Below are 22,055 nucleotides of genomic sequence, written 5' to 3' on the forward strand. Positions count from 1 at the left end.
ACAATGAAAAAAGGTTCGATTCACTGTACAATGGTACGGCTCTGTTTCCGGTAGGAGGATGGACTCACCCCCTCCTGGGCGGAAAATACCCGCACGAAGTATTCCACGCTGTTGTAGCCCACTGCCTCGCTTATTTCCTTAAGCTTCATGCTGGTTTCTTTTAGCATGGTCTTGGCGTGGTGTATGCGCAGATGTTTCATATAGCTGGAAAAGGACATACCCATTTTGCGGCTGAAAAGCGTGCTGAAATATTTTTCGCTGAAGCCTGCTTCCGATGCCACTTCATAGAGCGTCAGATCGGGTTTATAGTAGTGGCTGTCGATATAATTAATGGCCCGGGATATCTCGTCCGGGAAATCGAACTGATAGTGGAACTGTACGTAGCGTTTCATGTCGCTGAGAAAATTTACGGTCCATATACACACTTCCTGGCTGGTCCTTAGGCCGGATATTTCTTCCAGAAGACTGGTGCTGTATACATAGTCCGTATCCTCCAGCTGGTGGACCAGGGAGGCAGCAATATGATAGGCCAGATAGAGGGCCAGAAGGCCTGCCTGCCGGACAGGGGATTCCTGTATGCGCGCCAAAAGAAGGGAGCGGGCAGACTCGAAGCTCACTGTGTTATTGGATTTTAGGGCCTGGATGATTTCACGGAATTCATTCTCCCGGGCCATTGCCTCCAGGGGAGAAAAGCGGGAATAGTCAAGGGAAGAAAACAGGTTCTGGGATTTCATGACGTATTTCATGGTCAGGTTCATGGTGGCTTCTGCTAACTTCTCCTCAAAGGCAGAAGGCCCAAGGGCCAGGCTGCTCACTGCTGCGGATGCATCCACGTTCATGTAGTTCTTCCAGGCATTGAGCAGACGCCGGCAGACACGCAAGAGGCCTTCCAGGGCCTGGTCCTGGTTGTCCTGGGGGCCTGTCTCATAGACCATAACCAGATTGGTCACATGGTCCGGCACGATAACGCCGTGGTTTGCAACCTGTGAAATCTGGCCGGCCAGGTTAAGCAGGGAGACATGAAAGTTTTTGTCAAAATCGTTTCCAAAATTTCTCCTGATTTCCTGATACCTCTGGATTGAGAAATAGACCATATAATACCGCTCAGGAAGCCCTGCTGCCTCCGGTTCAAGCTCCCCGCACAGCAGCTGGGCCAGCAGCTGTTTCCTGTCTTTCACATGTTCGGCGCCTGAAGTCTGAGTCCTGCCCTTTTGCGACAGAAGCTGCTTCATGTTGGTCAGATGCCGTTTCAGCATTTCCTCATGGATTTCCCGTTTCAGGCAGTAATCATAGATTCCCAGTTTAAAGGCCTGGCGAACATAGGGGAAATCATTGTATGCGCTGAGAACCAGGATTTCCGGCTGGGTATGGAATTCCTTTACCCGGCGTATCAGCTCCAGGCCGTCTATCACCGGCATCTGGATATCCGTAATCAGGATATCCACCGGATGCTGCTCCAGATAGGCCAGGGCCTCACGGCCGTTAGATACGCAGCCAGCCAGTTTGAGCTCCATCTCATCCCAGTCAATCATGGAACTCAGCATCATCCTTACAATTGCTTCATCATCAGCTATCAATACTGTGTACATGGCCCTCATCCTTTGCTTTATTCGTCCTCTGTTGTATTTGTTATGACAGGCAGGGTCAGCGTGACCCTGGTATAGACTCCTGGTTTTGAGTCAATAGAGACACCGTACAGGGGGCCGAAATTAAGCTTCAGGCGCCTGTCCGTGTTGCTCACGCCGATGGTACGGCGGTGTGTGGGTTCCGGGCGGCTGGCAGCCTCTGCGCAGGGGAGTGATTCGGGGCTTTTCAAAGAGCCCGGAGTGTCCATGCTTTCCGGTTTTGCCATGTATTCGGGATGTCCCGGAGCCAGCGGATTTCCAAGAATTTGCTGGATGGTGTCCTGATCCATACCTTTGCCGTTGTCTGTAATCTCAAAGACCAGGCTTCCTTCCTGAATGGTTCCTTTGATGGTTATCCTTCCCAGGCGGTCCCCCAGGTTGTCAAAACCATGGGTGATGCAGTTCTCAACAATGGGCTGCAGAATCAGCTTGGGAACTTTGCAGTCCAGAATCCCGGGACTTAAATTTATGTCCACCTCAAAGCTGTCCATGTAGCGGAACTGCATGATATAGATATAGCTCTCCAACACAGACTGTTCATCCCTGACTGTATAGAAGCCCCCGTCCCGGTTTAACACCGCCGCAAGGATATTCTCCAGAGCCACCACCATATCCTGCATGCCGGTATAGTGGGCGGAGATAGCCATAAATTTTAAGGTATTCAGCGTGTTCATGAGAAAATGGGGATTCATCTGGGACTGGAGGGTATGGAGTTCCTCCTGATATTTTTCCTTTTCCACCTGCTCCTTGTCATGAATCAGCTCCTTAATCTGCTCCACCATGTTGTTGAAGGTGGAAATCATCCGGGCGATGTCCTGCTGCCTGCACATTTCCACCTGGGTGTCCAGGTTGCGGTGCTCTACCTGCCTCATGCCCTCTGTCAGATGGCCCAGCGGAATCAGCAGCCGGTTCATGTACCATTTGAAATAGAAAATGAACATCAGCACCACGCACAGGATGACCGCCATACTGATAAGTGAGAACAGGGTAAACTGCCCGAACAGGGAAGTCTCATTGACCGCGCTGACCAGATAATATCCGGGTTCGGGCAGCGGCAGAATCATATAGCGTATGCCGCGGTATGAAATCTGCTGCTGGGTGCTGGCGGCAAAATGGTTAGTTGAAGCAGGAGGATTGCCGGCTGCCGGCTGGCCTGAGGCAGCCAGGTCTGCTGCGGTTTGACGGATTTTTTCGGTGACAGCAGACGGAAGCCGGGTCTTCTGGCCGGGGTCAGCCACAATGCTTCCCTGGCTGTTGATGAGACAGATGGTTCCCATCCTTCCGTTTTTGTTATAGTTTTTAATGGCATCCGGTATCTTCGAAACCCGGTACAGGACAATGCACTCAGCTTCCGTATCCTCTCTGGGAGCATAGGCGGATATCTCCAGAATTTCCTGGGAAGAACGGATGCGGTAAAAATAGTCCTCTTCCACCAGGGAGGTGTGGACCAGACCGGGCTGTCTGAGAGCCGTCTGATACCATTCCTTTTGGCGGAGTTCCTCCACGCTGTAGCGCATCTCACCCTTGGGGATGATGGCAGTGCCGTCTTTGCGGTAAATATGGATGTCCAGAATTTTATACTCAGGTGCGGCCAGCATCTGATACATGGTATATAGCTGCTCCATGGCCTGTTCCTGTCTTTGTGTATCATAACCTGACGCATCCTGTATGGTGGTGCCCCCGTTCATATTGACCACCCGAGACAGGGCCAGGGCTGAGCCGCGGGTCTCTTCTTTGTATAATTCCAGCACTGCCTGCTGGGTCACGGTCACGGACTCCGTAGCGGCGCGGTAGATGTATCTTCCCGCCAACAAAAACACCATGCCTAAGATAATCATGACGGGGAAGACAATCATACAGACATAGCTGATAACAACGTCTTTGATCAGGCTGCTTTTGAATATTGGTTTCATGGTTTTACCTCTTGTGTGTGCTGTTTAAATAATAGCATGCCATAGGAGTGCAGTTCAAGGTTAATTCATTTTTCCGTACTGGTAAAAATCCTCCACCATCAAGTCAAAATCATCCGTGTTTTCTGATATTTGGCAGTGATACAATGAATTTGAAGAAAATAATAGATTGCCGGGGACTGCTATGAAAACAGAAAAACAACAAGGCCATATAACAGACATGACAAGAGGGGATTCGCTTAAAGTAATCATCCGTTTTGCGCTGCCGCTGGTGGCTGCGGCTGTCATCCAACAGCTTTTTTCGCTGACAGATGCCATGGTTCTGGGGATTTTCAGTGGGAACAGGGGACTGGCTGTGCTGGGAGTCTGTTCATGGCCTGTGTGGTTCCAGGTCAGTGTACTGACTAATTTTGGACAGGCTTCCTGCCTTCTGACAGCGGTCAGGTTTGGCGCAAAAAATGAAACGAATCTGAAGAAAGCGATTGGTAATGTTTATTTTGCCTCCTTTCTATTGGGACTGGTTATGGTACCTGGGCTGCTGGGGTCTGCCGGGACCCTGCTGCGTATCCAGAATACGCCGCCGGAAGTATTTGACGATGCATTGTCCTATCTGAGGATACTTTATATAGGAACCGTATTTTTGCTGGTATATAATACACTGTCATCCCTGTTAAGGGCTCTGGGGGACAGCTATACCTCGTTTTTAGCAATTACGGTTTCTGCGTTGGTCAACGTTGTCATGGATGTTATCCTGGTTGCAGGGTTTGGAATGGGAGTAAGAGGGGCTGCTATTGCCACCACGGCATCCCAGGTTCTGGCAGCGTTGATCTGCCTGGTGAAGATAAGCCGTTATCCGGTGTTCCATATCAGAAGGAAATATCTCAGGCCGGATGGCCTGCTGCTGAAAGAGTATATAGGCATATGTATTCCCATGATGGCCCAGAGCATTGTCATCGCGGTGGGAGGGACCTTTGTACAGTCCCATATCAACCAGTATGGAACCGTATTTGCAGCAGGTATAAGCGCTGCCGGAAAGATATTCAGTGTGGTGGAGACGGGAGCCATTGCTCTTGCCTCTGCAAGCGCTTCCTTTGTCAGCCAGAATGTGGGGGCAAGGCAGTTTGAGCGGATACGTACCGTGGTCAAACAGGTATGCGGATTATCTGAAGTCACAGCAGTGGTAATAGCTATTGTCCTGCTGCTTTTTGGAAGATACATTCTGTCCTTTTATGTTACAGATGAGGCTGTTGTATATGCAATGGGAAACCTGAAGGTGTACAGTGCCGGTTTACTGCTCATGTATCCCATGTATGCTCTGAGGCAGACGGTTCAGGCCCTGGGAAATGTAAGGATTCCTTTATTGGCAGCTGTTTTGCAGCTGGTTATGAGAATTCTGGCTGCAAGTTTTCTGCCAATGCTCATTGGAAGCTCCGGCATTTATTTTACCAGCTTTGCTGCATGGGCGGTTTCCTTGATTTTAATAGGATTTGTCTATCCGGTTCAATTCAGGAAGTGCATGGAAAACAGCAGAGGAGGAGGAATCTCATGAGGATTGCTACTACAGGAACAGCGGATGGAAAAGGGACCTTTTTGGTCTATCATGGGCCGTACCGGGAAATCATTCCCCGGATGGCGGCATGCGGTTACAATGGGGTGGAAATGCATATTGAGGATTCTGCATGTATATTAAGGGACCAGCTGTGGGAACTTTTAAAGGCTTACGGTATGCGGCTGACGTCCATTGGCACGGGAGCCATTTATGGAAGGCGGCATTATAATCTGGTGGACAGTGATTCATCCGTCCGCCAGGCAGCTATACAGCATCTGCGCCAGCATATGATTACGGCACAGCCGGATCATGGGCTGGTTATAATCGGCCTGATTACAGGGAGAATGCAGGATTGTACCTGCCGGGAGGAATTCTTTTGGAATCTTGAGGAAAGCCTGTACCAGTTGGATCAACTGGCAGAGTCATATGACGTGCAGCTGGGCTTTGAGCTGACAAACCGCTATGAACGGGAGCATCTGATCCGGATAGCTGATGGAGTGGAGTATCTGAGAAACCATGATTATAAACGAATTCTTCTTCATCTGGATACCGTACATATGAATATTGAGGAAGCAGACATAAGACAGTCCATTCTGGGGGCAAAAGGATATGTAGGCCATGTCCATATTGCGGATAATGACAGATGGTATCCGGGACATGGCCATTACCTTTTTTTGGAGACACTTCAGGCGTTAAAGGATATTGGATATGAGGGCACTCTGGCACTGGAGACCAACTGCCTTCCTTCCGAAGAAATTTCCGCCAGGAAGAGTCTGGAGAATCTGAGGGTGATGCTGGGACAACTAAAATAGGAAATTATGGTTTTCGGTTTCAAAGCCAGAAAGTCAAAAATGACCACTCGGATGTCAAAAATGTTGGTGTGCAATATGTATATAATAAGGTAAAATTATACTACAAAGTTGTAAAAATTACATATACAAAACGAGAACTGGGAGGGGGAGCATTGTGCATTTGACGGCCAAGAAAGAGAAAACAATAAGAAGAATTATAAATTATGTCGTTTTTATGGGACCTGCGGTACTGCTGTTCGTGGTGATTGGTCTGATTCCTTTTTTCTATGAAATATGGTATTCCTTTACAAATTGGGACGGTATTCATGCCAACTATCAGTTTGTGGGACTGAAGAATTATATTGATGTTCTTACCAATGATCCTAAATATTGGCATGCTATGTGGTTTACCATTAAATTTGCATTCTGCGTCCTGATATTTTCCAATGTTCTGGGATTTATATGGGCCTATGGACTGTCGAAAGCCATTCCCTTCAGAAATGTAATGAGGGCAGGCTTTTATATACCGCGCATCGTGGGAGGCGTGGTTCTGGGATTCCTGTGGAGATTTATTATCACGGAACTGTTTCCGGTAATAGGAGAGGCCACTGGAATTGGCTGGTTCTCCCAGAGCTGGTTCCAGACGGAAGCCTCTTCCTTCTGGGCGATGGTAATTGTCATGACCTGGAGCATGGCCGGTTATATGATGATTATTTATGTGGCGGGACTTACTTCCATTTCCTCTGATTACGTGGAGGCAGCCACCATCGACGGTGCAAAATCCAGTCATGTACTCCGCTATATTATCCTGCCGCTTTTAATGCCCTCTGTCACTCAGTGTCTGTTTCTCAGTATGGTGAATTCGCTGAAAGTGTACGACCTGAACATTTCACTGACAAATGGAAACCCGTTCCGGCTGTCAGAGGCAGTTACCATGAATGTGTACCAGACCGCATTTTCGTCTAACCTGATGGGTTATGGCAGCGCCAAGGCATTGCTGTTGGTACTTGTGATTGCCGGCGTCAGCCTGATTCAGGTGGCTATCACATCCAGCAAGGAGGTGGAACTGTAATGAAAGCAAAAAAGACGTTTCTGAAATATATTACGGTTGGCGGTCTGATGATCTGCCTGGCAATTGTGCTGGTACCATTTTATATCATTATCTCCAACTCATTTAAACCGTATGCTGAGATTGCGAAACATATATTTTCCCTGCCTCATGAGTTTACTACGAGGAATTATTCTGAGGCATGGAGAAGGCTCAATTTTGCTAATTCACTAAAAAATACCGTCATCATTTCCGTGCTATCCAATTTCGGCGGAGTAGTATTTTCCAGTATGTGCGGTTATTGGATTACCAGGCATCAGAACAGGGGAACCAGATTGGTATTTTTTATGCTGATTGCATTTATGTCCATTCCCTTTCAGGCACTGATGATTCCCTTTGCGAAAATTACCAGTAAGATGCATCTGACCAACAGTCTCTTTGGGCTGAGCGTATGCTTCTGGGCTCTGACCGTGCCAATCAGTACATTTATCACATCCGGGGCAGTGAAGAGTGTACCCATAGAGATTGAGGAGTCTGCGCTGATAGATGGGTGCTCGCCTCTCAGGATGTACTGGACCATTGTATTTCCGTTGATTAAGGCTTCCGTCTTTACTTTTGCAACCATTAATACGCTTTGGTTCTGGAATGACTACCTGATGACACAGCTTATGCTGTCAAAAAAAACACTGCGGACCATACAGATTTCCATGCAGGCGTTGTTTAATGAGGCGTTCTTTGCATGGGATGTGGCTCTGGCCGCACTGACACTGGCAATCCTGCCCTTATTTATATTCTTTGTTATTGCGCAGAAGCAGGTGCTGGAGGGAGCGTCCGCAGGAGCAGTAAAGGGTTAGAGGAAACGTACCAGCAAAAGCTGTTACAAAATAAGCACCATATTTATCAACACTACATTACAAAGGAGGAAATGACTATGAAGAAATGTTTGGCATTAGTACTGGCAGCGGCACTGGCGGCCTCTGCACTTGCAGGATGTGGTTCCGGAAGTTCTTCAACCGACACCAAAGCATCAGAGACAAAAGCGGAGGAAACAAAAGCCGCAGGGGATACGGCCGCTGCAGGGGAAAGCGGGACATCTGAGAAGGAACCGGGCTCTGTAAACCTTAGCATTATGCTGGCACTGGGACAGTGGACTGATAATTTTGACTCTGTCATTGAGGACTACAAGAAGGATAATCCGCAGATTGGCACTATTGAATATGAATTTCCCAGTTCATCCACATATTGGGACTTGCTGAAGGGATATCTGTCGGCAGGGACCATGCCAGATATTTTTGGATGTGGTTTCGGAGAACAGATTGGAAACTGGCATGAGTATCTTGCGGATCTAAGTGATCTGGAATCAGCAAAGGACCTGTCTGCCGAACAGGTGGCTATGTGTTCTGTTGATGGAAAGACAATTCAGGTGATGCCCATGGTAATGGAGGGCTGGGGTATTCTCTACAACATGAAATACTTAAACCAGGTGGGATGGGAGAAGCCCCCGGAAACCATATCTGAATTGGAAAAATTGTGTAAGGACCTGAAGGCGGCAGGAATCCAGCCCTTTATCCATCACTATGCGGAGACATCCCTGTCCCTGACAAACCATCTGGGCTCCACCTGGATTACTGCCAAAGAGGATCCGTTAGGATACTTTGAAGAACTGAAATCCGGTAAGGATATGAATTTGGCAGAGGACCCGGAACTGAATGCCATGCTGGATTACTATGACCTGGTTCTCCAGTATGGAAACGACGATGCCATTGCTACAGATAAATGGACCGGAAGGAACGCCTTTTTCCTGGAGGAAGCAGCCATGATTGACGATGAGGGTTCTTGGGAAATCCCAAATATCATGGATGTGAATCCTGACCTGGCAGATCATGTGGTACAGGGAAGGGTACCGATTACAGATGATGCTTCCAAAAACAAACTTCAGACAGCCTCTATCTGTGCGGCCGTGTACAAGGACAGCCCGCAGCTGGATGAGGCTAAGAAGTTTTTGGATTACCTGGTAAAGAGTGATTACACTGCATACTGGCATCAGGATGTCATGGGCAACATACCAGGGCTTTCAACTGTCCCGGTATCTGAAAACCTGGCCTGCCTGGGGCAGGATGTGTTTACACTGATGCAGGATGGACTTACCCATGAAACCATGACCCCATGGTGTCCGGACGAGGTAAAAGACAGTATTGGCGAGGTATGGTCCCTGTATGTGGGCAAGCAGATTGACCGCCCTCAGTTCTTCAAACAATACCAGGAAATATGGACAAACTACGCAGCAAATAAGTAAAGGAATCAATTGTATTTGAAAGAGGGCTCTCCTGTGGAAAAATCTTATTACAGGATGGTTACCCCATGGAGAGCCTGATACTTTTTCCGTTTCCTGTCAGCCGGTCTCTCCGCGGTTTACAGGGACTGCTTTGTGATGCCGGACAGCATGAGGCAGTGGATGATACTGGAAGTTGCGGGCATATTCGGATATACAGGTGCATGCTATCTTCTTACGGCAGGTATCTGCATCCTGGGTTCAACCAGGGCATCGGTGCTCAATACTTTGGAACCTACATATAAAGATAGAAAATCGGACAGATGATACAAGGAGGATAAGATAATGGCAATTTATATTGCGCAAAAAGAGGATTTGGTATCTGAATATGATGACAGTGGCTTTGCGAAAAAAGAAGCGCTTCCGGGTACTTATGAAGGCGGAATCAGGAATTACAAGTGTTTTCTGAAGGCAGGCTGTCAGGTTGAGCCTGAAATGTATGAGGACAAGCTGGTACTGTTTTTTTTCGGAAAAGGAACAGGATATATAACGGACCAGAAAGGGGCGTATTCCATTGAAGAACTGTGTTTTTATGTGCCGGAATTTAATAGGACTCCTTACGCTGTCCATGCAACCGGGGATATGGAGTTTATGATGTGCGTTGTGGATATGAATCAATGGGACTGGAAGGTTTACAATGCCTCCCACGTCCGTCTCCCCTTTTTCCGTACAGTGAGTAAGTGCATTAAATACGATCAGGACTGTAAAGGTCCTCATACAACGTCATGGTTCGTGCTGACCGGTCAGCAGCTGGGCCGAATCATGGTGGGGGCAGTGCGCGCTGTTGGTGAGGGAACTGCTGAGAAGGGACATCCCGCTGTGGAACAGTGGAATTACTGTGTTGGAGATTCTGACTTTGAGCTTACCGTAGACGGGGAAACCAGACCGCACAGGTCTGGTGAATGGAGCTATGTACCGGCCGGTCTGGACCATTCTCTGATGGCGGAACCGGGCAAGGAGGTTTACTATGTATGGTTTGAACATTTTACCAAGGAAAAGGATTTCATAGTGAAGCCTCTTCTGGAAAACTTCTAAGGAGGGTAAGAAGATGGAAAAGTATTATCTGGTAAAAGCCGGGGATATCCCGCAGGCTTACAATGACAGCGGATTTGCCATGAGCGAACTTCTGGCAGGCACCTATGAAGGGGGAATCCGAAATTATAAATGTTTTCTGAAGGCGGGCTGTGAGGTCTCTCCGGATCTCTGTAAAGAGGACACAGTTCTTCTTATGTTCGGCAAAGGTACAGGCTACATCTATTCTAAAAATGATATGCATAACATTTCAGAATTATCATTCTACGCACCTGACTTTGACAAGGAGCCATACACCATTCATGCCATCCAGGACATGGAATTTATCTTAAGCATAGTGGAGATGAACCAATGGGACAAGGAACTGTTTGAAGCAAGCCATGTCCGTCTGCCTTTTTTCCTGCAGGTCAGCGACGCGGTGAAATATGATCAGGACTGCAAGGGACCCCATACCACCTCCTGGCATATCTTAAGCCCTAAGATGCTGGGCCGAATCATGGTGGGGGTTGTCAGGGCTGAGGGAGAGGGGACCACGGAAAAAGGACACTCCAAGGTGCATCAGTGGAATTACTGCGTGGGCAATTCTGATTTCAGCCTTACAGTGGATGACTGCCCTGCCGTAAATCACAGGACAGGAGACTGGAGCTTTATCCCGGCTGGACCGGACCATGCTTTGGTGGCAGAGCCGGGGAAGGAAGTCTACTATGTATGGTACGAACACTATACCAGGGAAAAGGATTTCTGTATAGCTCTCGCAAAAGGGGAAGAATTTGACGGCAAATATTAGAATTTACATAAAAGATTATTAAGGAGGGTTTCTTGTCATGAAAAATGAATATGGGAAAAATTACTATGTTGTAAAGGCGGACCAGGTGGAAAAACATTTTGATGACAATGGTTTTTCAAGGACTGAGCTTCTTCCGGGGGTTTATGACGGCGGAATCAGAAGCTACAAGTGCTTTCTGAAAGCTGGCTGTAAGATTTCTCCGGAACTTTATAAGGACAAGGGTGTGGTTATTTTGTTTGGCCAGGGCAAGGGGGTGCTGAAAGACAAGGAGGGGGAGCACGCCATTACGGAGCTGGCTTTTTATGTACCTGATTTTGATAAGGATACATATGAAATCAGGGCAGAAGAGGAGATGGAGTTTGTCATTAATGTGATTGAGTTCAACCAGTGGGATTGGGAAGGATTTCACGCCTGGCACATTGGACTTCCGTATTTCAGGCTGCACAGCCAATGCGTGCCATATGTTCAGGACTGCAAGGGACCCAATACAGAAGCCAGAATGGTGCTGTGTCCCAAATGGTTTGGCCGCGTTTTGATGGGAACCACCAGGGCAGACGGAGAGGGAACTGTAGAGAAGGGACATCCTGCCGTACACCAGTGGAATTACTGTGTTGGCAATTCTGATTTTACCATGAGCGTTGGTTATAAAGATCAGAACAACATGGAAAATGTAAACCATAAGGCCGGCGACTGGAGTTTTATTCCGGCTGGCGCTGACCATGATTTGGTGTCAGAGCCTGGCAAGGAAGTCTACTATGTATGGTTCGAGCATTTTACAGACGAAAAGAAGTTCGCGAAACCGGAAAATTAATATATGTAAAGGCAGGGATATGAAGCGGTATCAGTATCCCTGCCTTTTTTCTTTCCTCAATGCAGCCCTGTAATCGCCGGGGGTTGTATTGGTCAGCTTCTTAAACTGCTTTGCGAAATATTTCTCATCCTTAAATCCTACGGCATAGGCAATATCCTGAATCTTAAGGGAAAAGTCACTTAGAAGCTCCCTGGCGTGGCGTATCCGTATCTGGTTCAGGTACGTAAGCATATTGACATGGAAGGTGCTGGTGAATTTACGGCTCATATAGTCTTTGTTGATATAAAATAGCTTGGCATATTCGGACTGGATAAAAGGTTTTGTGTAATTGAGTTCCATGTATTGGGCAATCTGGAGCATGATATCACTGGTGGAACGGCTTTCCTTTAGTTCATCGCAAATACAGTACAGGGAGGTAAACATGGCCTGCCTCAGGGCTTCCCTGGAAAACAGATAATTCTCCCCCATAAGTTCCTCATATACCAGAGGATTTTCCGCCGGCATATAAGTAAAGGCTGGGTTCTTCTTCCTGATTTTAGAAGCCCACTGCTTTAGCAGCCCATGGAATGTTTCAAGCACATAGTGAATCAGATAGAGGGGAATTTCCCTTTCGGGAAGAATCTGTGCCAGCCAGTCCGCGGCACTGCCTTCAATCTCCCTCCTGTCTCCGATGAGAAGGGAGGAAAAAATTTGGTCCTCCAGCTGATGCAGTTGTTCTGTTTCCGGACAAAAGCGGAGTTTTTCCATGGAGGGCAGGGCGGCCATTGCCGTGGAGGAAGACGCAATGTCCCCATAAAAACAAAAGAACGCATTTTTAGCCTGGGTATAGGAATCAGAGAATCTGCCGGGAAAGGGATGTTCCCGGCTGATACCCAGATGGAAGGGGTAGGCTGTGTTCATAAAAAAGGACTGGGCAGCCTTTATAATGGATGTGGCGGTCATGTCTCCGGCTCCCAGCAGAAAGAACATGATTTCTCCAGGGTGATCCGGATTGGATAGGATAAAACCGTGCTGTCCCCCAAGGCTGCGGCGTACCTGCGATTCAAAATCCTTAAGAAGACAGGCAAATCCTGCATTTTGCATTGGAAAGTAGCTGGTATCGTAATATATGATTTTACATGTGTCGACCGATGAAAAGGACGCATCGGCCTGCAATAGTTCCTCGTAGGCTGTTTCCACGCATCTTGAATCCAACATTTTATAAAGGAGAACACCTGAATAAAAGGCTGAAAGGGAGTGCACCTTTTCCTGCAGATGGCGGTGCCTCAGATTGGTTTCGTGCTCGTCCTTCCAGCTTTGGACGGCCTTGCCCACAGTGGATATTAAGGTGGCTGATTCCAATGGTTTTAAAAGATAATCCATACAGCCTTTTGTCAGCATGGTGCGCACATATTCAAAGTCATTGTGGCCGGATACGGCAATAACCTTGATGGAAGGATGACGTGTTGCAATGAAATCCATGATATCAATGCCGTTTTTATCTTCCATCACGATATCGGTAATCACGATTTCGGGAACCTCCCGGGTTATGATATCTAACGCCTCCATGCCGTTTGAGGCAGTATAAATTTGGTCAATGCCAAATTCTTCCCAGGGGACCAGGAGGCGTATGGCCTGAATTACATGGTGTTCGTCATCAGAAATCAATACTTTCATGTTATACCCTCATTTGTATGTCATGTATCAGTTGGTTTTTGGTTCCATAATGTCTTGTGTGAAATGATAAGATGAACAGTGGTGCCGCCCAGTTCATTGGCGTATAATTCCATGGAGCACTCCTGCCCGAAGTTCAACAGCAGGCGCAGCAGCACATTGGTCAGTCCGATATTGTTGGTTGCATACAGGTTTTCCGCGGCATTCTTAATACTGAGGTCGGCATCCTGACAGGCAGGCTTTTCGCGGGAACCGTCAATTGAGGACAGGCGGTTGGGGGTAAGCAGCTTGTGGGTGTACTCCTGCTTGAGCTTTATCAGTAATTTATTGATTTTGGCCAGCTTCTCAGGGGAAGGCGTACATCCATTGTCCACGATATATACATGGAGCAGTCGGTCCTCCTTCAGATGGGCCTGAACCAGGATGGTTCCTTTCTCTCGCTTGAATAAGTTGCCATGTTTGAAGGAATTCTCAATCAATGGCTGCAGAATCATTTTTGGCACAATGATTTTCCTTACTGTTTCCTCTACTTCAAAAAATACAGACAGATGGTTGGTAAACCGCATTTTCTGGAGTTTTATATAGCGGTCAATATGGGACAGCTCTTCATTTATGGTCACAAGGGTATGCTTGGTGTCCATGGAGTACTGCATCAGCTGTCCGAAGGAGGAAATGTAGTCATACTGTTCCTGGTCGTGATGCTCCAGGGACTTGGTGGCCAGGCACTGAAGGGTGTTGTATATGAAATGCGGGTTTATCTGGGCCTCCAGCATCTTAAGCTCAGTGGTGCGGTTGATGATTTCCAGTTCATACTGCCGTATGACAAAGTTATTGATTGTATCCATCATTTCTTCCAGGGAACGGAAAAGAATACCTATCTCATCTTCTGACTTATATGTTACATATTCAGACAATCTGGAATTCAGATTCTGGGTGTGGGTGTTTATGTGATTCAAGAAGGTGGTGGCCTTTTTGAGTGGATTTGTGTAGTGCAGGATGGAATAACCGTTAATCAGTATGGTAATTAACAGACAGATACTGAATGTTAAAAGCAGGGTTGCCAGCTGATTGTTGGAACTTTGATAGATAGTGTGCTTTGGTATGGATTTTAACATATACCAATGGTAAGAATCACCTGGGAGTTTCTGGCAGATTCTCAGGGCATCACCGGATGTTTTGCTGACAAACAGGTCGTCATCATCTGCAGCCTGTCCGATCAGGCTCTGTATCCATGGTTCAGATGTCATGGTTCCGATAGCGGATGGATCCGAGGCAAAGATAACATGGTAATCCGAGTCAACAATAAAAAACTGTTCGGACTGGTCATATAAAAAGTTGCACACTTTTTGGAAAAATTCCATGGATATGTCAATCCGCAGCTGGCCAATAGGAGTCATAGGACTTGGAAGATGGTATATGGGCAGACAGACCGTGAATACCAGCTCACCTGTTCCGGGAGTGTCTGCGTATTCCTCCTCCTGGGACAGGGATATGTGATTTAACTGGTGACCATAACTGGTTTGGCGGTGGGGTGGCATGATATAAGCCTGAAAAGCGGGAACCGGTGATGGACTGTTCTTTTCAAGGCTGTTGTTCCTCAGGTATTTTTGCAGGTTTTTTGTAGTCAGCAGGAAGCTTTTGCCCGCCTTATAGGTGGAAAACTGAATCTGGGTCGCTTCCGGGGTCATGGAATAGATGTTGGTCATATAGGAGAACAGCAGGGAGGAATTGGCGGACTCTGCATAGGAAAAGGCATTGCCGTCCCTGGAAAACAGAAGATCCTGCAATGTACCGTTCAGATAGATTCCTTTATTTGCAACGTCGATGCTGGTAGACAGGGAATGTTCTATGTTGCTGGAAACAATCTGCCATGTGTGCTGAGTCTGTTCGATATAGCTGTTCTCTGCAGATTTCCTCATATCGTACGAAAAGAAAAAGCAGTAAACCAGCATGGGAAACGTGGTGGCGATGACCAGGGTGGACAGCAGCTTATAACCAATGCTCTGAAACGTCTTTTTCATATGGATATCCTCTCCGGATGGATTTTTCTTCCCTTAATTATAGTAAAAAAAGCAGAGGTTGTGTGGAGACTTTTCCAAATGGTCAAAATCATCCCCCTTTTTGTCAAAATTGTGGGTGTGGAAAGGATGGAGGATTTAGTAATATGAAGAATTTATAGAATAAAGCACATAATCATTCGGCTGTGTGCTTCTCCTGTGAAAAACCATAGTGAAATACAAGATAAAACACAAAGCAGGTTACTCTTAAATAAGTCTTGAAAATCATGGCGCCTGATGTTATACTTTATCAGTTGGCGGGATTGTAAAAACAGCGCAGACACCTGTCACCTGCAATCCCATTAACAGCAATAAGGCCGTGAAAACCCGGCACTTCCAGGGATTTCACAACAAACGACCGGTGTGTTCGAGACCTTCCACACCTAAAACAAAACTAAAGGAGACAACAGAATATGAGACAAAACAACAGGAAACTGTACGGACTGGCCCAGGGGGCCATGATTGCAGCCATCTATGTGGCGCTTACCATGGTATTTGCTCCAATCAGCTTCGGCCCGGTCCAGTTCAGAATCGCGGAGGCCCTTTGTATACTGCCGTTCTTTACGCCGGCAGCTGTGCCCGGACTATTCGCAGGATGCCTGCTTTCCAACCTGCTCTGCGGGGCCATGCCGCTGGACGTGGTATTCGGAAGCCTGGCCACGTTAATTGGCGCAGCCGGTTCATGGTATCTGAGAAAGCATAAATGGTGCGTGTGCATTCCTCCAATTATGGCTAACACCATTATCATTCCATGGGTGTTAAGATATGCCTATGGTTCTGAGGATATGATTCTTTTGGCAATGGTGACAGTGGGTATCGGAGAGATTCTGGCAATCGGCGTGCTGGGCAATGCGCTGCTGATTACACTTGAGCGGTATAAGAACCTGGTTTTCAGGCAGCAGGCAGCATAATCGCTGTCAGGAGATAAGGAGATAAACATAGGAATCAATCAGGAGAGGAGCGGAACATGGCGCCTCTCCTTTTTAATGTGCAAAAACGCTTTGGATAGAGGGTGAGCAGGCTCAAGCCGCGGTCAAAGCGCATATCCTATATCAGGTCTGTCAAGGAGGAGTGCCGGGGAGCCGGTATTTCTCCATTTTTCATATAGCTTTTCAGGTTTTTTTTGATATAATAAGGAAGAGATATTTTTGTGCAGGAAAATGTATGACAGGCACAGGGAAGGATTATTGATTATGTATCAGATAGATTTTAATAAACCAGAACATGTACACTTTATCGGGATCGGAGGCATCAGCATGAGCGGCCTGGCGGAAATCCTTTTGGATGAGGGATTTTCCATATCCGGCTCTGATTCCCATGAGACAGCCCTTACAGAGCATCTTGAAACGAAGGGAGCAAGGGTATATTACGGACAGAGGGCGGCCAATATTGAGAGGGAGCCGGGAATCAGCGTAGTGGTGTACACGGCAGCCATCCATGAAGATAACCCGGAGTTCAGAGCGGCCAGGGATCAAGGGCTTCCCATGCTTTCCAGGGCAGAGCTTTTAGGGGAGCTGATGCGCAATTACAAAGAAGCCATAGCTATTTCAGGAACCCATGGCAAGACCACAACCACGTCCATGCTCACGGATATTCTCCTGGCAGGCGATCTGGATCCCACCATCTCCGTGGGAGGTATTTTAAAGGACATAGGAGGCAACATCCGTGTGGGCGGTCCTGATTTGTTTGTGACAGAAGCCTGTGAATATACCAACAGTTTCCTGTCCTTTTATCCCACCATGGAGGTTATACTGAATGTTGAGGAGGACCATCTGGACTTCTTTAAGGATATTGAGGACATACGCCATTCCTTCCGTTTGTTTGCCGAGAAGCTTCCCGCAAAAGGACTTTTGGTGGTGAACAGCGGAATCGAGAAGGTGGAGGAAATCACCAGGGGACTTAGGTGCAGGGTGGTTACCTTCGGAAAGGATCTTTCCAGTACCTACACGGCCCGTAACATAACATATGACGGGTTTGCCAGGCCATCCTATGACCTGGTAGTCCAGGGAGAGACAGTGACCCGCATCACCCTTGGCGTCACGGGAGAGCACAATGTATATAATTCCCTGGCAGCCATTGCCATCGCACTGGAGCTGGGGGTCGGATTTGACGCCATTATGTCGGGGCTGGGAAGATTTACTGGCACGGACAGACGGTTTGAGAAAAAGGGAGAGGTGGCAGGTGTTACGGTCATTGACGACTATGCCCATCACCCACAGGAGATAAAGGCAACCCTGGCGGCGGCCAGGAATTATCCCCACAGGAAGCTGTGGTGTGTGTTCCAGCCCCATACTTATACCAGAACCAGGGCGTTTCTGGACCAGTTTGCGGAAGCTCTGTCCGCTGCGGATGAAGTGGTTCTGGCTGATATTTATGCAGCCCGGGAGACAGATACCCTGGGGGTCAGCTCCCGGGATGTGGCGGACCGGATTGAGAAGCTGGGCACGAAGGCCCATTATATTCCGTCCTTTGACGAGATTGAAACATTTATTTTGGAAAATTGTATGAACGGCGATTTGTTGATAACTATGGGGGCCGGAGACATTGTAAAAGTAGGAGAAAAGCTGTTAGGACAATAGTTATCCACATTATCCACATAGTTTTCAACATTTTATGTAAAGAAACTATGTGGATTTTTTGATTAACATAAAAAAATGTCGCACGATTTAAAAAATCTTGGATTTATACGGTAAAAATGGAGTTTTATGAAGAACGGGGACAGTTATGTCCACCATTTTTCCACATTATCCACATTATCCACAGCAAAGAGTGTGCAAAACCGCGCCTATTTTCTTTTGGCAGTGGATGTGTTATGATAGAATGAAGCAAGGAGTGGTAGGGATGGGTGGAAATATGAAGGATAGATGGAGTGTTCCGGTCACGGCTGTGGCCAATGAATTCATTGATACATATATGGCTGCTGCCAACGGTGAATATGTGAAGGTGTACCTCTATGTGCTCCGTCATCAGGGGGAGGATATCACCATAGAGTTGATTGCGGATGCCTTAAACCATACGGAGTCAGATGTTCGCAGAGCCCTCTCCTATTGGAAGAAGGCGGGAGTGCTGACTGCCTCTGAACAGGGACAGCCGGTTCAGGGTGAACCGGTCCGCCCGGAGTCAGGAGGCCATACCTTTACCCGTGGGCAGGATGGGGGACAGGCAGCGGTTCCTGATTTGCGGGTTGAGCCGTTTCAGCGGGAAACCGGGACCGCAGGGCGTGCAGAGGTACGGGGCATGACAGGCATGCGGGAACCGGCCGTTGTTCAGGAGCCGGCCGTTGTCCGGGAGCGCACAGAAACCACGGGCCAGGAGGACGGCTGTATTCCGGTGTATTCCACGGAGCAGGTAAACCGTCTGGCTCAGGACGAGGAGTTTTCCCAGCTTCTCTATATTGCCCAGAAGTACATGAATAAAGTATTTACTCCCAGAGACTGCCAGGTGTTTGCCTATCTGTATGAGGGCTTATCCATGAGCAGCGAGCTCTTGGAGTATCTGGTGGAATACTGTGTGCAGAACGGCCACATATCGGTGCGTTACATGGAGACCGTGGCCATGAGCTGGCATGAGAAGGGAATAAGGACAGCGCTGGAGGCCAAGGATTACAGCGCTTCCTACAACCGTGATTCCTTTGCGGTTATGAAGGCATTTGGTATCAATAACAGGAAGCCGGCTGCACCGGAGCAGAAGCTGATGGACAAATGGTTCAGGGACTATGGATTTTCCAGGGAAGTGGTATTGGAAGCGTGCAGCAGGACTATTACGGCCATCCACAACCCCAGCTTCCAGTATGCGGACAAGATTTTGTCAGACTGGCAGAAGGCCGGCGTCCGGGGCCTGGCTGATATAAAGGACCTGGACGCAAAGCGCACGGCTGCCAGGGAGGAGAGCGGTGAATCCAGGGAGAAGAGGCTGCAGAAGTATGACTCCGGCGTCTCGTCAGCCAGGCAGGGCTCAGGAGCCAGGAAGAATTCATCCAACCAGTTTCATAATTTCAAGCAGAGGGATACTGACTATGATGCGCTGGTCTTAAAGCAGGTAAAGGAGTGGGTGGGGCAGCAGCCCTAATACACATAAGGAGAGTGAACCATGGCACTGAGCAATTCCCAGTATGACGCAATCATGAGGGAGTATGGAAGGCAGCAGATCGAAAACCACCACAAACTGGAGGAGCGGCGCCAAGAGATTTATGCCAGGCTGCCGGTAGTAAGGCAGCTGGAAGCGGAAATCGCAGAGCGTTCCGTGGCGTGCGCCAAAAAGCTGCTGGAAGGGGATAAGAGTGTCCTGGACAGGCTGAAGGAAGACCTTAAGGATCTGCGGGAGCAGAAGTCGCTTATTATCAGGGCTGCGGGCTATCCTGACGATTACCTGGAGCTTCATTACCGCTGTCCGGACTGTAGGGATACGGGACTGATAGACGGCCGTAAGTGCCATTGTTTCCTTCAGGCCCAGATGAAGCTGCTCCATGCCCAGTCCAATCTGGAGGATGTTCTGGAGCGGGAGAATTTTAATGCCCTGAGTTATGAGTACTACGATGATACGGAGATACTTTCCCAGCTGGGTATTACCAATGCGGCCTACATGCGCCGGGTAGTGGCGGGATGCAGGGAGTTTGTCCGGGACTTTGATAAGAAACATGATAATCTCCTGTTTACAGGAAGCACTGGTGTGGGAAAGACATTTCTCACCAACTGTATTGCAAGGGAGCTGATGGATGATTTCCATTCTGTCATCTATCTGACAGCCAGCGATCTCTTTGATGTATTTTCCAGGAATAAGTTTGATTATGATAATGCGGAGGACATGAAGGACATGTACCGGTTTATCCTGGACTGTGATCTTCTCATCATTGATGATCTGGGAACGGAGTTAAACAACAGCTTTACTTCCTCCCAGCTGTTTTACTGCATCAATGAGCGGATGAACATGAGCCGTTCCACCATCATATCCACCAACCTGACCCTGGCCCGGCTCAGGGATTCCTATACAGACCGTGTTACATCCAGGATTATGAGCGGATACAGGATTATCCCATTATATGGAGGAGATATCAGACTGTTAAAAAAGTAACGTATAATTAGGGCATTTCTGGGGTACAAGGGCCTTGACGAACCATGGAGAATGATGGTATAAAAGTATATGCCGGTCCGGGTAAGAAGGCCTCCGGCAAAAAACAGGAGGATGTTAACCATGTTATATGAGGAGAAAATCATTGAAACCATTCCCGTGGGTCCGTTGGGACTGATTCCGTTAAAGAGCTGTACGGAGTTGGGCGATAAGGTGAATGCCTATCTGGTGGACTGGAGACGGGAGAGGGAAAGCGAGCACAAGTCTACCATCGCATTTTCCGGATATCAGAGAGATTCCTACATTATCAATGCCGTAACCCCCAGGTTTGGCACGGGAGAGGGCAAGGGACTTGTGACAGAGTCCATAAGGGGCGACGACTTATATATCATGGTAGATATATGCAACTACAGTCTGACCTATTCCCTGTTCGGTATGACCAACCATATGTCACCGGACGACCATTTTCAGGATTTGAAGCGTGTGATTGCAGCGGCAGCAGGCAAGGCCCACAGGATTAATGTGATTATGCCGTTTTTATATGAGAGCCGCCAGCACAGGCGTTCCGGGAGGGAATCCCTGGACTGCGCCCTGGCGCTCAAGGAACTGGTGAATATGGGAGTGGAGAATATCATTACCTTTGATGCCCACGACCCCAGGGTCCAGAACGCCATTCCTTTACGGGGCTTTGAGACAGTTCAGCCCATCTACCAGTTCTTAAAATATCTTTTAAAGAATGAGACAGACCTGCAGATTGACAGCAGCCATATGATGGTCATCAGTCCGGATGAGGGCGGCACGGGAAGAGCCGTGTATTTTGCCAACATGCTGGGGCTGGACATGGGTATGTTCTATAAGCGCCGCGATTACACGAAAATCGTGGGCGGCCGCAACCCCATCGTGGCCCATGAGTTCCTGGGAGCCAGCGTGGAGGGGAAGGATGTGCTCATCATCGACGACATGATTTCCTCTGGTGAGAGTGTCATGGATGTGGCTAAGGAGCTGAAGCGCAGGAAAGCCAGGAAGGTTTTTGTGTGCGCTACGTTTGGTCTGTTTACAGGGGGACTTACAAAGTTTGACGAGTATTATGATAAGGGAATCATTGACCGGATACTGACCACGAACCTGGTATATCAGACTCCGGATCTTCTTGAGAGACCTTACTATATTAATGTGGATATGAGCAAATATATTGCCCTCATTATCGACAACCTTAATCATGATGCATCCCTGAGCGATTTGCTGACGCCTACCAAGCGGATCAACCGGTTGCTGGCTCAGTACCGCAGTTAACAGGAACGCAATGTAAAGAATAAAAGGCCGTTTTCCTAGATCTGCCTGCCGGGGCATGTTGCGGCGCTTAAGGCAGGTCATGGGGCGGCCTTTTTGGATT

The 22,055-nt window shown here is 48.0% G+C and carries 18 protein-coding genes; 14 read left to right on the forward strand and 4 right to left on the reverse strand.

Annotated features, from left to right (window positions below; all coding sequences use genetic code 11):
* Positions 1 to 20: 20 nt before the first annotated feature.
* Both CGC65_RS04455 and CGC65_RS04460 read right to left on the reverse strand, forming a co-directional pair.
* Positions 21 to 1,589: a response regulator transcription factor gene (locus CGC65_RS04455; RefSeq protein ID WP_002568124.1), complete on the reverse strand. Its 1,569-nt coding sequence runs from the start codon at positions 1,587 to 1,589 to the stop codon at positions 21 to 23.
* Positions 1,590 to 1,606: 17 nt separating this feature from the next.
* Positions 1,607 to 3,538: a sensor histidine kinase gene (locus tag CGC65_RS04460; protein WP_002568123.1), complete on the reverse strand. Its 1,932-nt coding sequence runs from the start codon at positions 3,536 to 3,538 to the stop codon at positions 1,607 to 1,609.
* 181 nt (positions 3,539 to 3,719) lie between these two features.
* Between CGC65_RS04460 and CGC65_RS04465 the strand changes: the two genes are divergently transcribed.
* From CGC65_RS04465 to CGC65_RS04505, 9 genes are all read left to right on the forward strand, one after another.
* Positions 3,720 to 5,084: an MATE family efflux transporter gene (locus CGC65_RS04465; protein WP_002568122.1), complete on the forward strand. Its 1,365-nt coding sequence runs from the start codon at positions 3,720 to 3,722 to the stop codon at positions 5,082 to 5,084.
* Positions 5,081 to 5,896, forward strand: a complete 816-nt coding sequence (locus CGC65_RS04470) for a sugar phosphate isomerase/epimerase family protein (protein ID WP_002568121.1) — start codon at positions 5,081 to 5,083, stop codon at positions 5,894 to 5,896. The genes CGC65_RS04465 and CGC65_RS04470 overlap by 4 nt, the downstream gene beginning before the upstream one ends.
* 154 nt (positions 5,897 to 6,050) lie before the next feature.
* On the forward strand, positions 6,051 to 6,947 hold the full coding sequence (locus CGC65_RS04475) for a carbohydrate ABC transporter permease (protein ID WP_002568120.1): 897 nt from the start codon (positions 6,051 to 6,053) through the stop codon (positions 6,945 to 6,947).
* Positions 6,947 to 7,777 (forward strand): carbohydrate ABC transporter permease, encoded by an 831-nt coding sequence (locus CGC65_RS04480; protein WP_002568119.1) that lies wholly within the window; start codon positions 6,947 to 6,949, stop codon positions 7,775 to 7,777. Before CGC65_RS04475 ends, CGC65_RS04480 begins: the two co-directional genes overlap by 1 nt.
* A gap of 77 nt (positions 7,778 to 7,854) precedes the next feature.
* Positions 7,855 to 9,219 carry an ABC transporter substrate-binding protein gene (locus CGC65_RS04485; protein WP_002568118.1) on the forward strand — a complete coding sequence of 455 codons (1,365 nt, stop codon included), beginning with the start codon at positions 7,855 to 7,857 and terminating at the stop codon, positions 9,217 to 9,219.
* A gap of 159 nt (positions 9,220 to 9,378) precedes the next feature.
* Entirely contained in the window at positions 9,379 to 9,522 is a 144-nt protein-coding gene (locus CGC65_RS30860; protein ID WP_154656940.1) for a hypothetical protein, read from the forward strand.
* Between the two features lie 18 nt (positions 9,523 to 9,540).
* Positions 9,541 to 10,290: a cupin domain-containing protein gene (locus CGC65_RS04495; protein WP_007036598.1), complete on the forward strand. Its 750-nt coding sequence runs from the start codon at positions 9,541 to 9,543 to the stop codon at positions 10,288 to 10,290.
* A 13-nt stretch (positions 10,291 to 10,303) separates the two neighbouring features.
* Positions 10,304 to 11,074: a hypothetical protein gene (locus CGC65_RS04500; protein ID WP_002568116.1), complete on the forward strand. Its 771-nt coding sequence runs from the start codon at positions 10,304 to 10,306 to the stop codon at positions 11,072 to 11,074.
* 37 nt (positions 11,075 to 11,111) lie between these two features.
* The gene (locus CGC65_RS04505; RefSeq protein ID WP_002568115.1) at positions 11,112 to 11,885 is read left to right on the forward strand and encodes a hypothetical protein; all 774 of its coding nucleotides are present in this window, start codon (positions 11,112 to 11,114) and stop codon (positions 11,883 to 11,885) included.
* A gap of 30 nt (positions 11,886 to 11,915) precedes the next feature.
* On the opposite strand, the gene CGC65_RS04510 is transcribed toward CGC65_RS04505, so the two are convergent.
* Both CGC65_RS04510 and CGC65_RS04515 read right to left on the reverse strand, forming a co-directional pair.
* Positions 11,916 to 13,541 carry a response regulator transcription factor gene (locus CGC65_RS04510; RefSeq protein WP_002578390.1) on the reverse strand — a complete coding sequence of 542 codons (1,626 nt, stop codon included), beginning with the start codon at positions 13,539 to 13,541 and terminating at the stop codon, positions 11,916 to 11,918.
* Positions 13,542 to 13,561: 20 nt separating this feature from the next.
* Positions 13,562 to 15,559: a cache domain-containing sensor histidine kinase gene (locus CGC65_RS04515; RefSeq protein ID WP_007036597.1), complete on the reverse strand. Its 1,998-nt coding sequence runs from the start codon at positions 15,557 to 15,559 to the stop codon at positions 13,562 to 13,564.
* Positions 15,560 to 16,008: 449 nt separating this feature from the next.
* Here CGC65_RS04515 and CGC65_RS04520 point away from each other — a divergent pair, with 449 nt between their 5' ends.
* The 5 genes from CGC65_RS04520 to CGC65_RS04540 all read left to right on the forward strand — a co-directional run bounded on the left by CGC65_RS04520 (position 16,009) and on the right by CGC65_RS04540 (position 21,955).
* Positions 16,009 to 16,506, forward strand: a complete 498-nt coding sequence (locus CGC65_RS04520) for a QueT transporter family protein (RefSeq protein ID WP_002568112.1) — start codon at positions 16,009 to 16,011, stop codon at positions 16,504 to 16,506.
* A gap of 282 nt (positions 16,507 to 16,788) precedes the next feature.
* Complete coding sequence (gene murC / locus CGC65_RS04525; protein ID WP_002568111.1) at positions 16,789 to 18,174, forward strand: UDP-N-acetylmuramate--L-alanine ligase; 1,386 nt, start codon at positions 16,789 to 16,791, stop codon at positions 18,172 to 18,174.
* Positions 18,175 to 18,436: 262 nt separating this feature from the next.
* Positions 18,437 to 19,663, forward strand: a complete 1,227-nt coding sequence (locus CGC65_RS04530; RefSeq protein WP_002568110.1) for a DnaD domain protein — start codon at positions 18,437 to 18,439, stop codon at positions 19,661 to 19,663.
* Positions 19,664 to 19,684: 21 nt separating this feature from the next.
* Positions 19,685 to 20,665 (forward strand): ATP-binding protein, encoded by a 981-nt coding sequence (locus CGC65_RS04535; RefSeq protein ID WP_002568109.1) that lies wholly within the window; start codon positions 19,685 to 19,687, stop codon positions 20,663 to 20,665.
* 120 nt (positions 20,666 to 20,785) lie between these two features.
* On the forward strand, positions 20,786 to 21,955 hold the full coding sequence (locus CGC65_RS04540) for a ribose-phosphate pyrophosphokinase (RefSeq protein ID WP_002568108.1): 1,170 nt from the start codon (positions 20,786 to 20,788) through the stop codon (positions 21,953 to 21,955).
* Positions 21,956 to 22,055 lie beyond the last annotated feature (100 nt).

The sequence above is a fragment of the Enterocloster bolteae genome (genome assembly GCF_002234575.2).
Lineage (GTDB): Bacteria > Bacillota > Clostridia > Lachnospirales > Lachnospiraceae > Enterocloster > Enterocloster bolteae.

Coding starts and splice junctions, on each gene's coding strand:
- CGC65_RS04455 (WP_002568124.1), bottom strand. CDS start 1,589: ATGTACACAGTATTGATAGCTGATGATGAAGCAATTGTAAGGATGATG.
- CGC65_RS04460 (WP_002568123.1), bottom strand. CDS start 3,538: ATGAAACCAATATTCAAAAGCAGCCTGATCAAAGACGTTGTTATCAGC.
- CGC65_RS04465 (WP_002568122.1), top strand. CDS start 3,720: ATGAAAACAGAAAAACAACAAGGCCATATAACAGACATGACAAGAGGG.
- CGC65_RS04470 (WP_002568121.1), top strand. CDS start 5,081: ATGAGGATTGCTACTACAGGAACAGCGGATGGAAAAGGGACCTTTTTG.
- CGC65_RS04480 (WP_002568119.1), top strand. CDS start 6,947: ATGAAAGCAAAAAAGACGTTTCTGAAATATATTACGGTTGGCGGTCTG.
- CGC65_RS04485 (WP_002568118.1), top strand. CDS start 7,855: ATGAAGAAATGTTTGGCATTAGTACTGGCAGCGGCACTGGCGGCCTCT.
- CGC65_RS30860 (WP_154656940.1), top strand. CDS start 9,379: ATGATACTGGAAGTTGCGGGCATATTCGGATATACAGGTGCATGCTAT.
- CGC65_RS04495 (WP_007036598.1), top strand. CDS start 9,541: ATGGCAATTTATATTGCGCAAAAAGAGGATTTGGTATCTGAATATGAT.
- CGC65_RS04500 (WP_002568116.1), top strand. CDS start 10,304: ATGGAAAAGTATTATCTGGTAAAAGCCGGGGATATCCCGCAGGCTTAC.
- CGC65_RS04505 (WP_002568115.1), top strand. CDS start 11,112: ATGAAAAATGAATATGGGAAAAATTACTATGTTGTAAAGGCGGACCAG.
- CGC65_RS04510 (WP_002578390.1), bottom strand. CDS start 13,541: ATGAAAGTATTGATTTCTGATGACGAACACCATGTAATTCAGGCCATA.
- CGC65_RS04515 (WP_007036597.1), bottom strand. CDS start 15,559: ATGAAAAAGACGTTTCAGAGCATTGGTTATAAGCTGCTGTCCACCCTG.
- CGC65_RS04520 (WP_002568112.1), top strand. CDS start 16,009: ATGAGACAAAACAACAGGAAACTGTACGGACTGGCCCAGGGGGCCATG.
- murC (WP_002568111.1), top strand. CDS start 16,789: ATGTATCAGATAGATTTTAATAAACCAGAACATGTACACTTTATCGGG.
- CGC65_RS04530 (WP_002568110.1), top strand. CDS start 18,437: ATGGGTGGAAATATGAAGGATAGATGGAGTGTTCCGGTCACGGCTGTG.
- CGC65_RS04535 (WP_002568109.1), top strand. CDS start 19,685: ATGGCACTGAGCAATTCCCAGTATGACGCAATCATGAGGGAGTATGGA.
- CGC65_RS04540 (WP_002568108.1), top strand. CDS start 20,786: ATGTTATATGAGGAGAAAATCATTGAAACCATTCCCGTGGGTCCGTTG.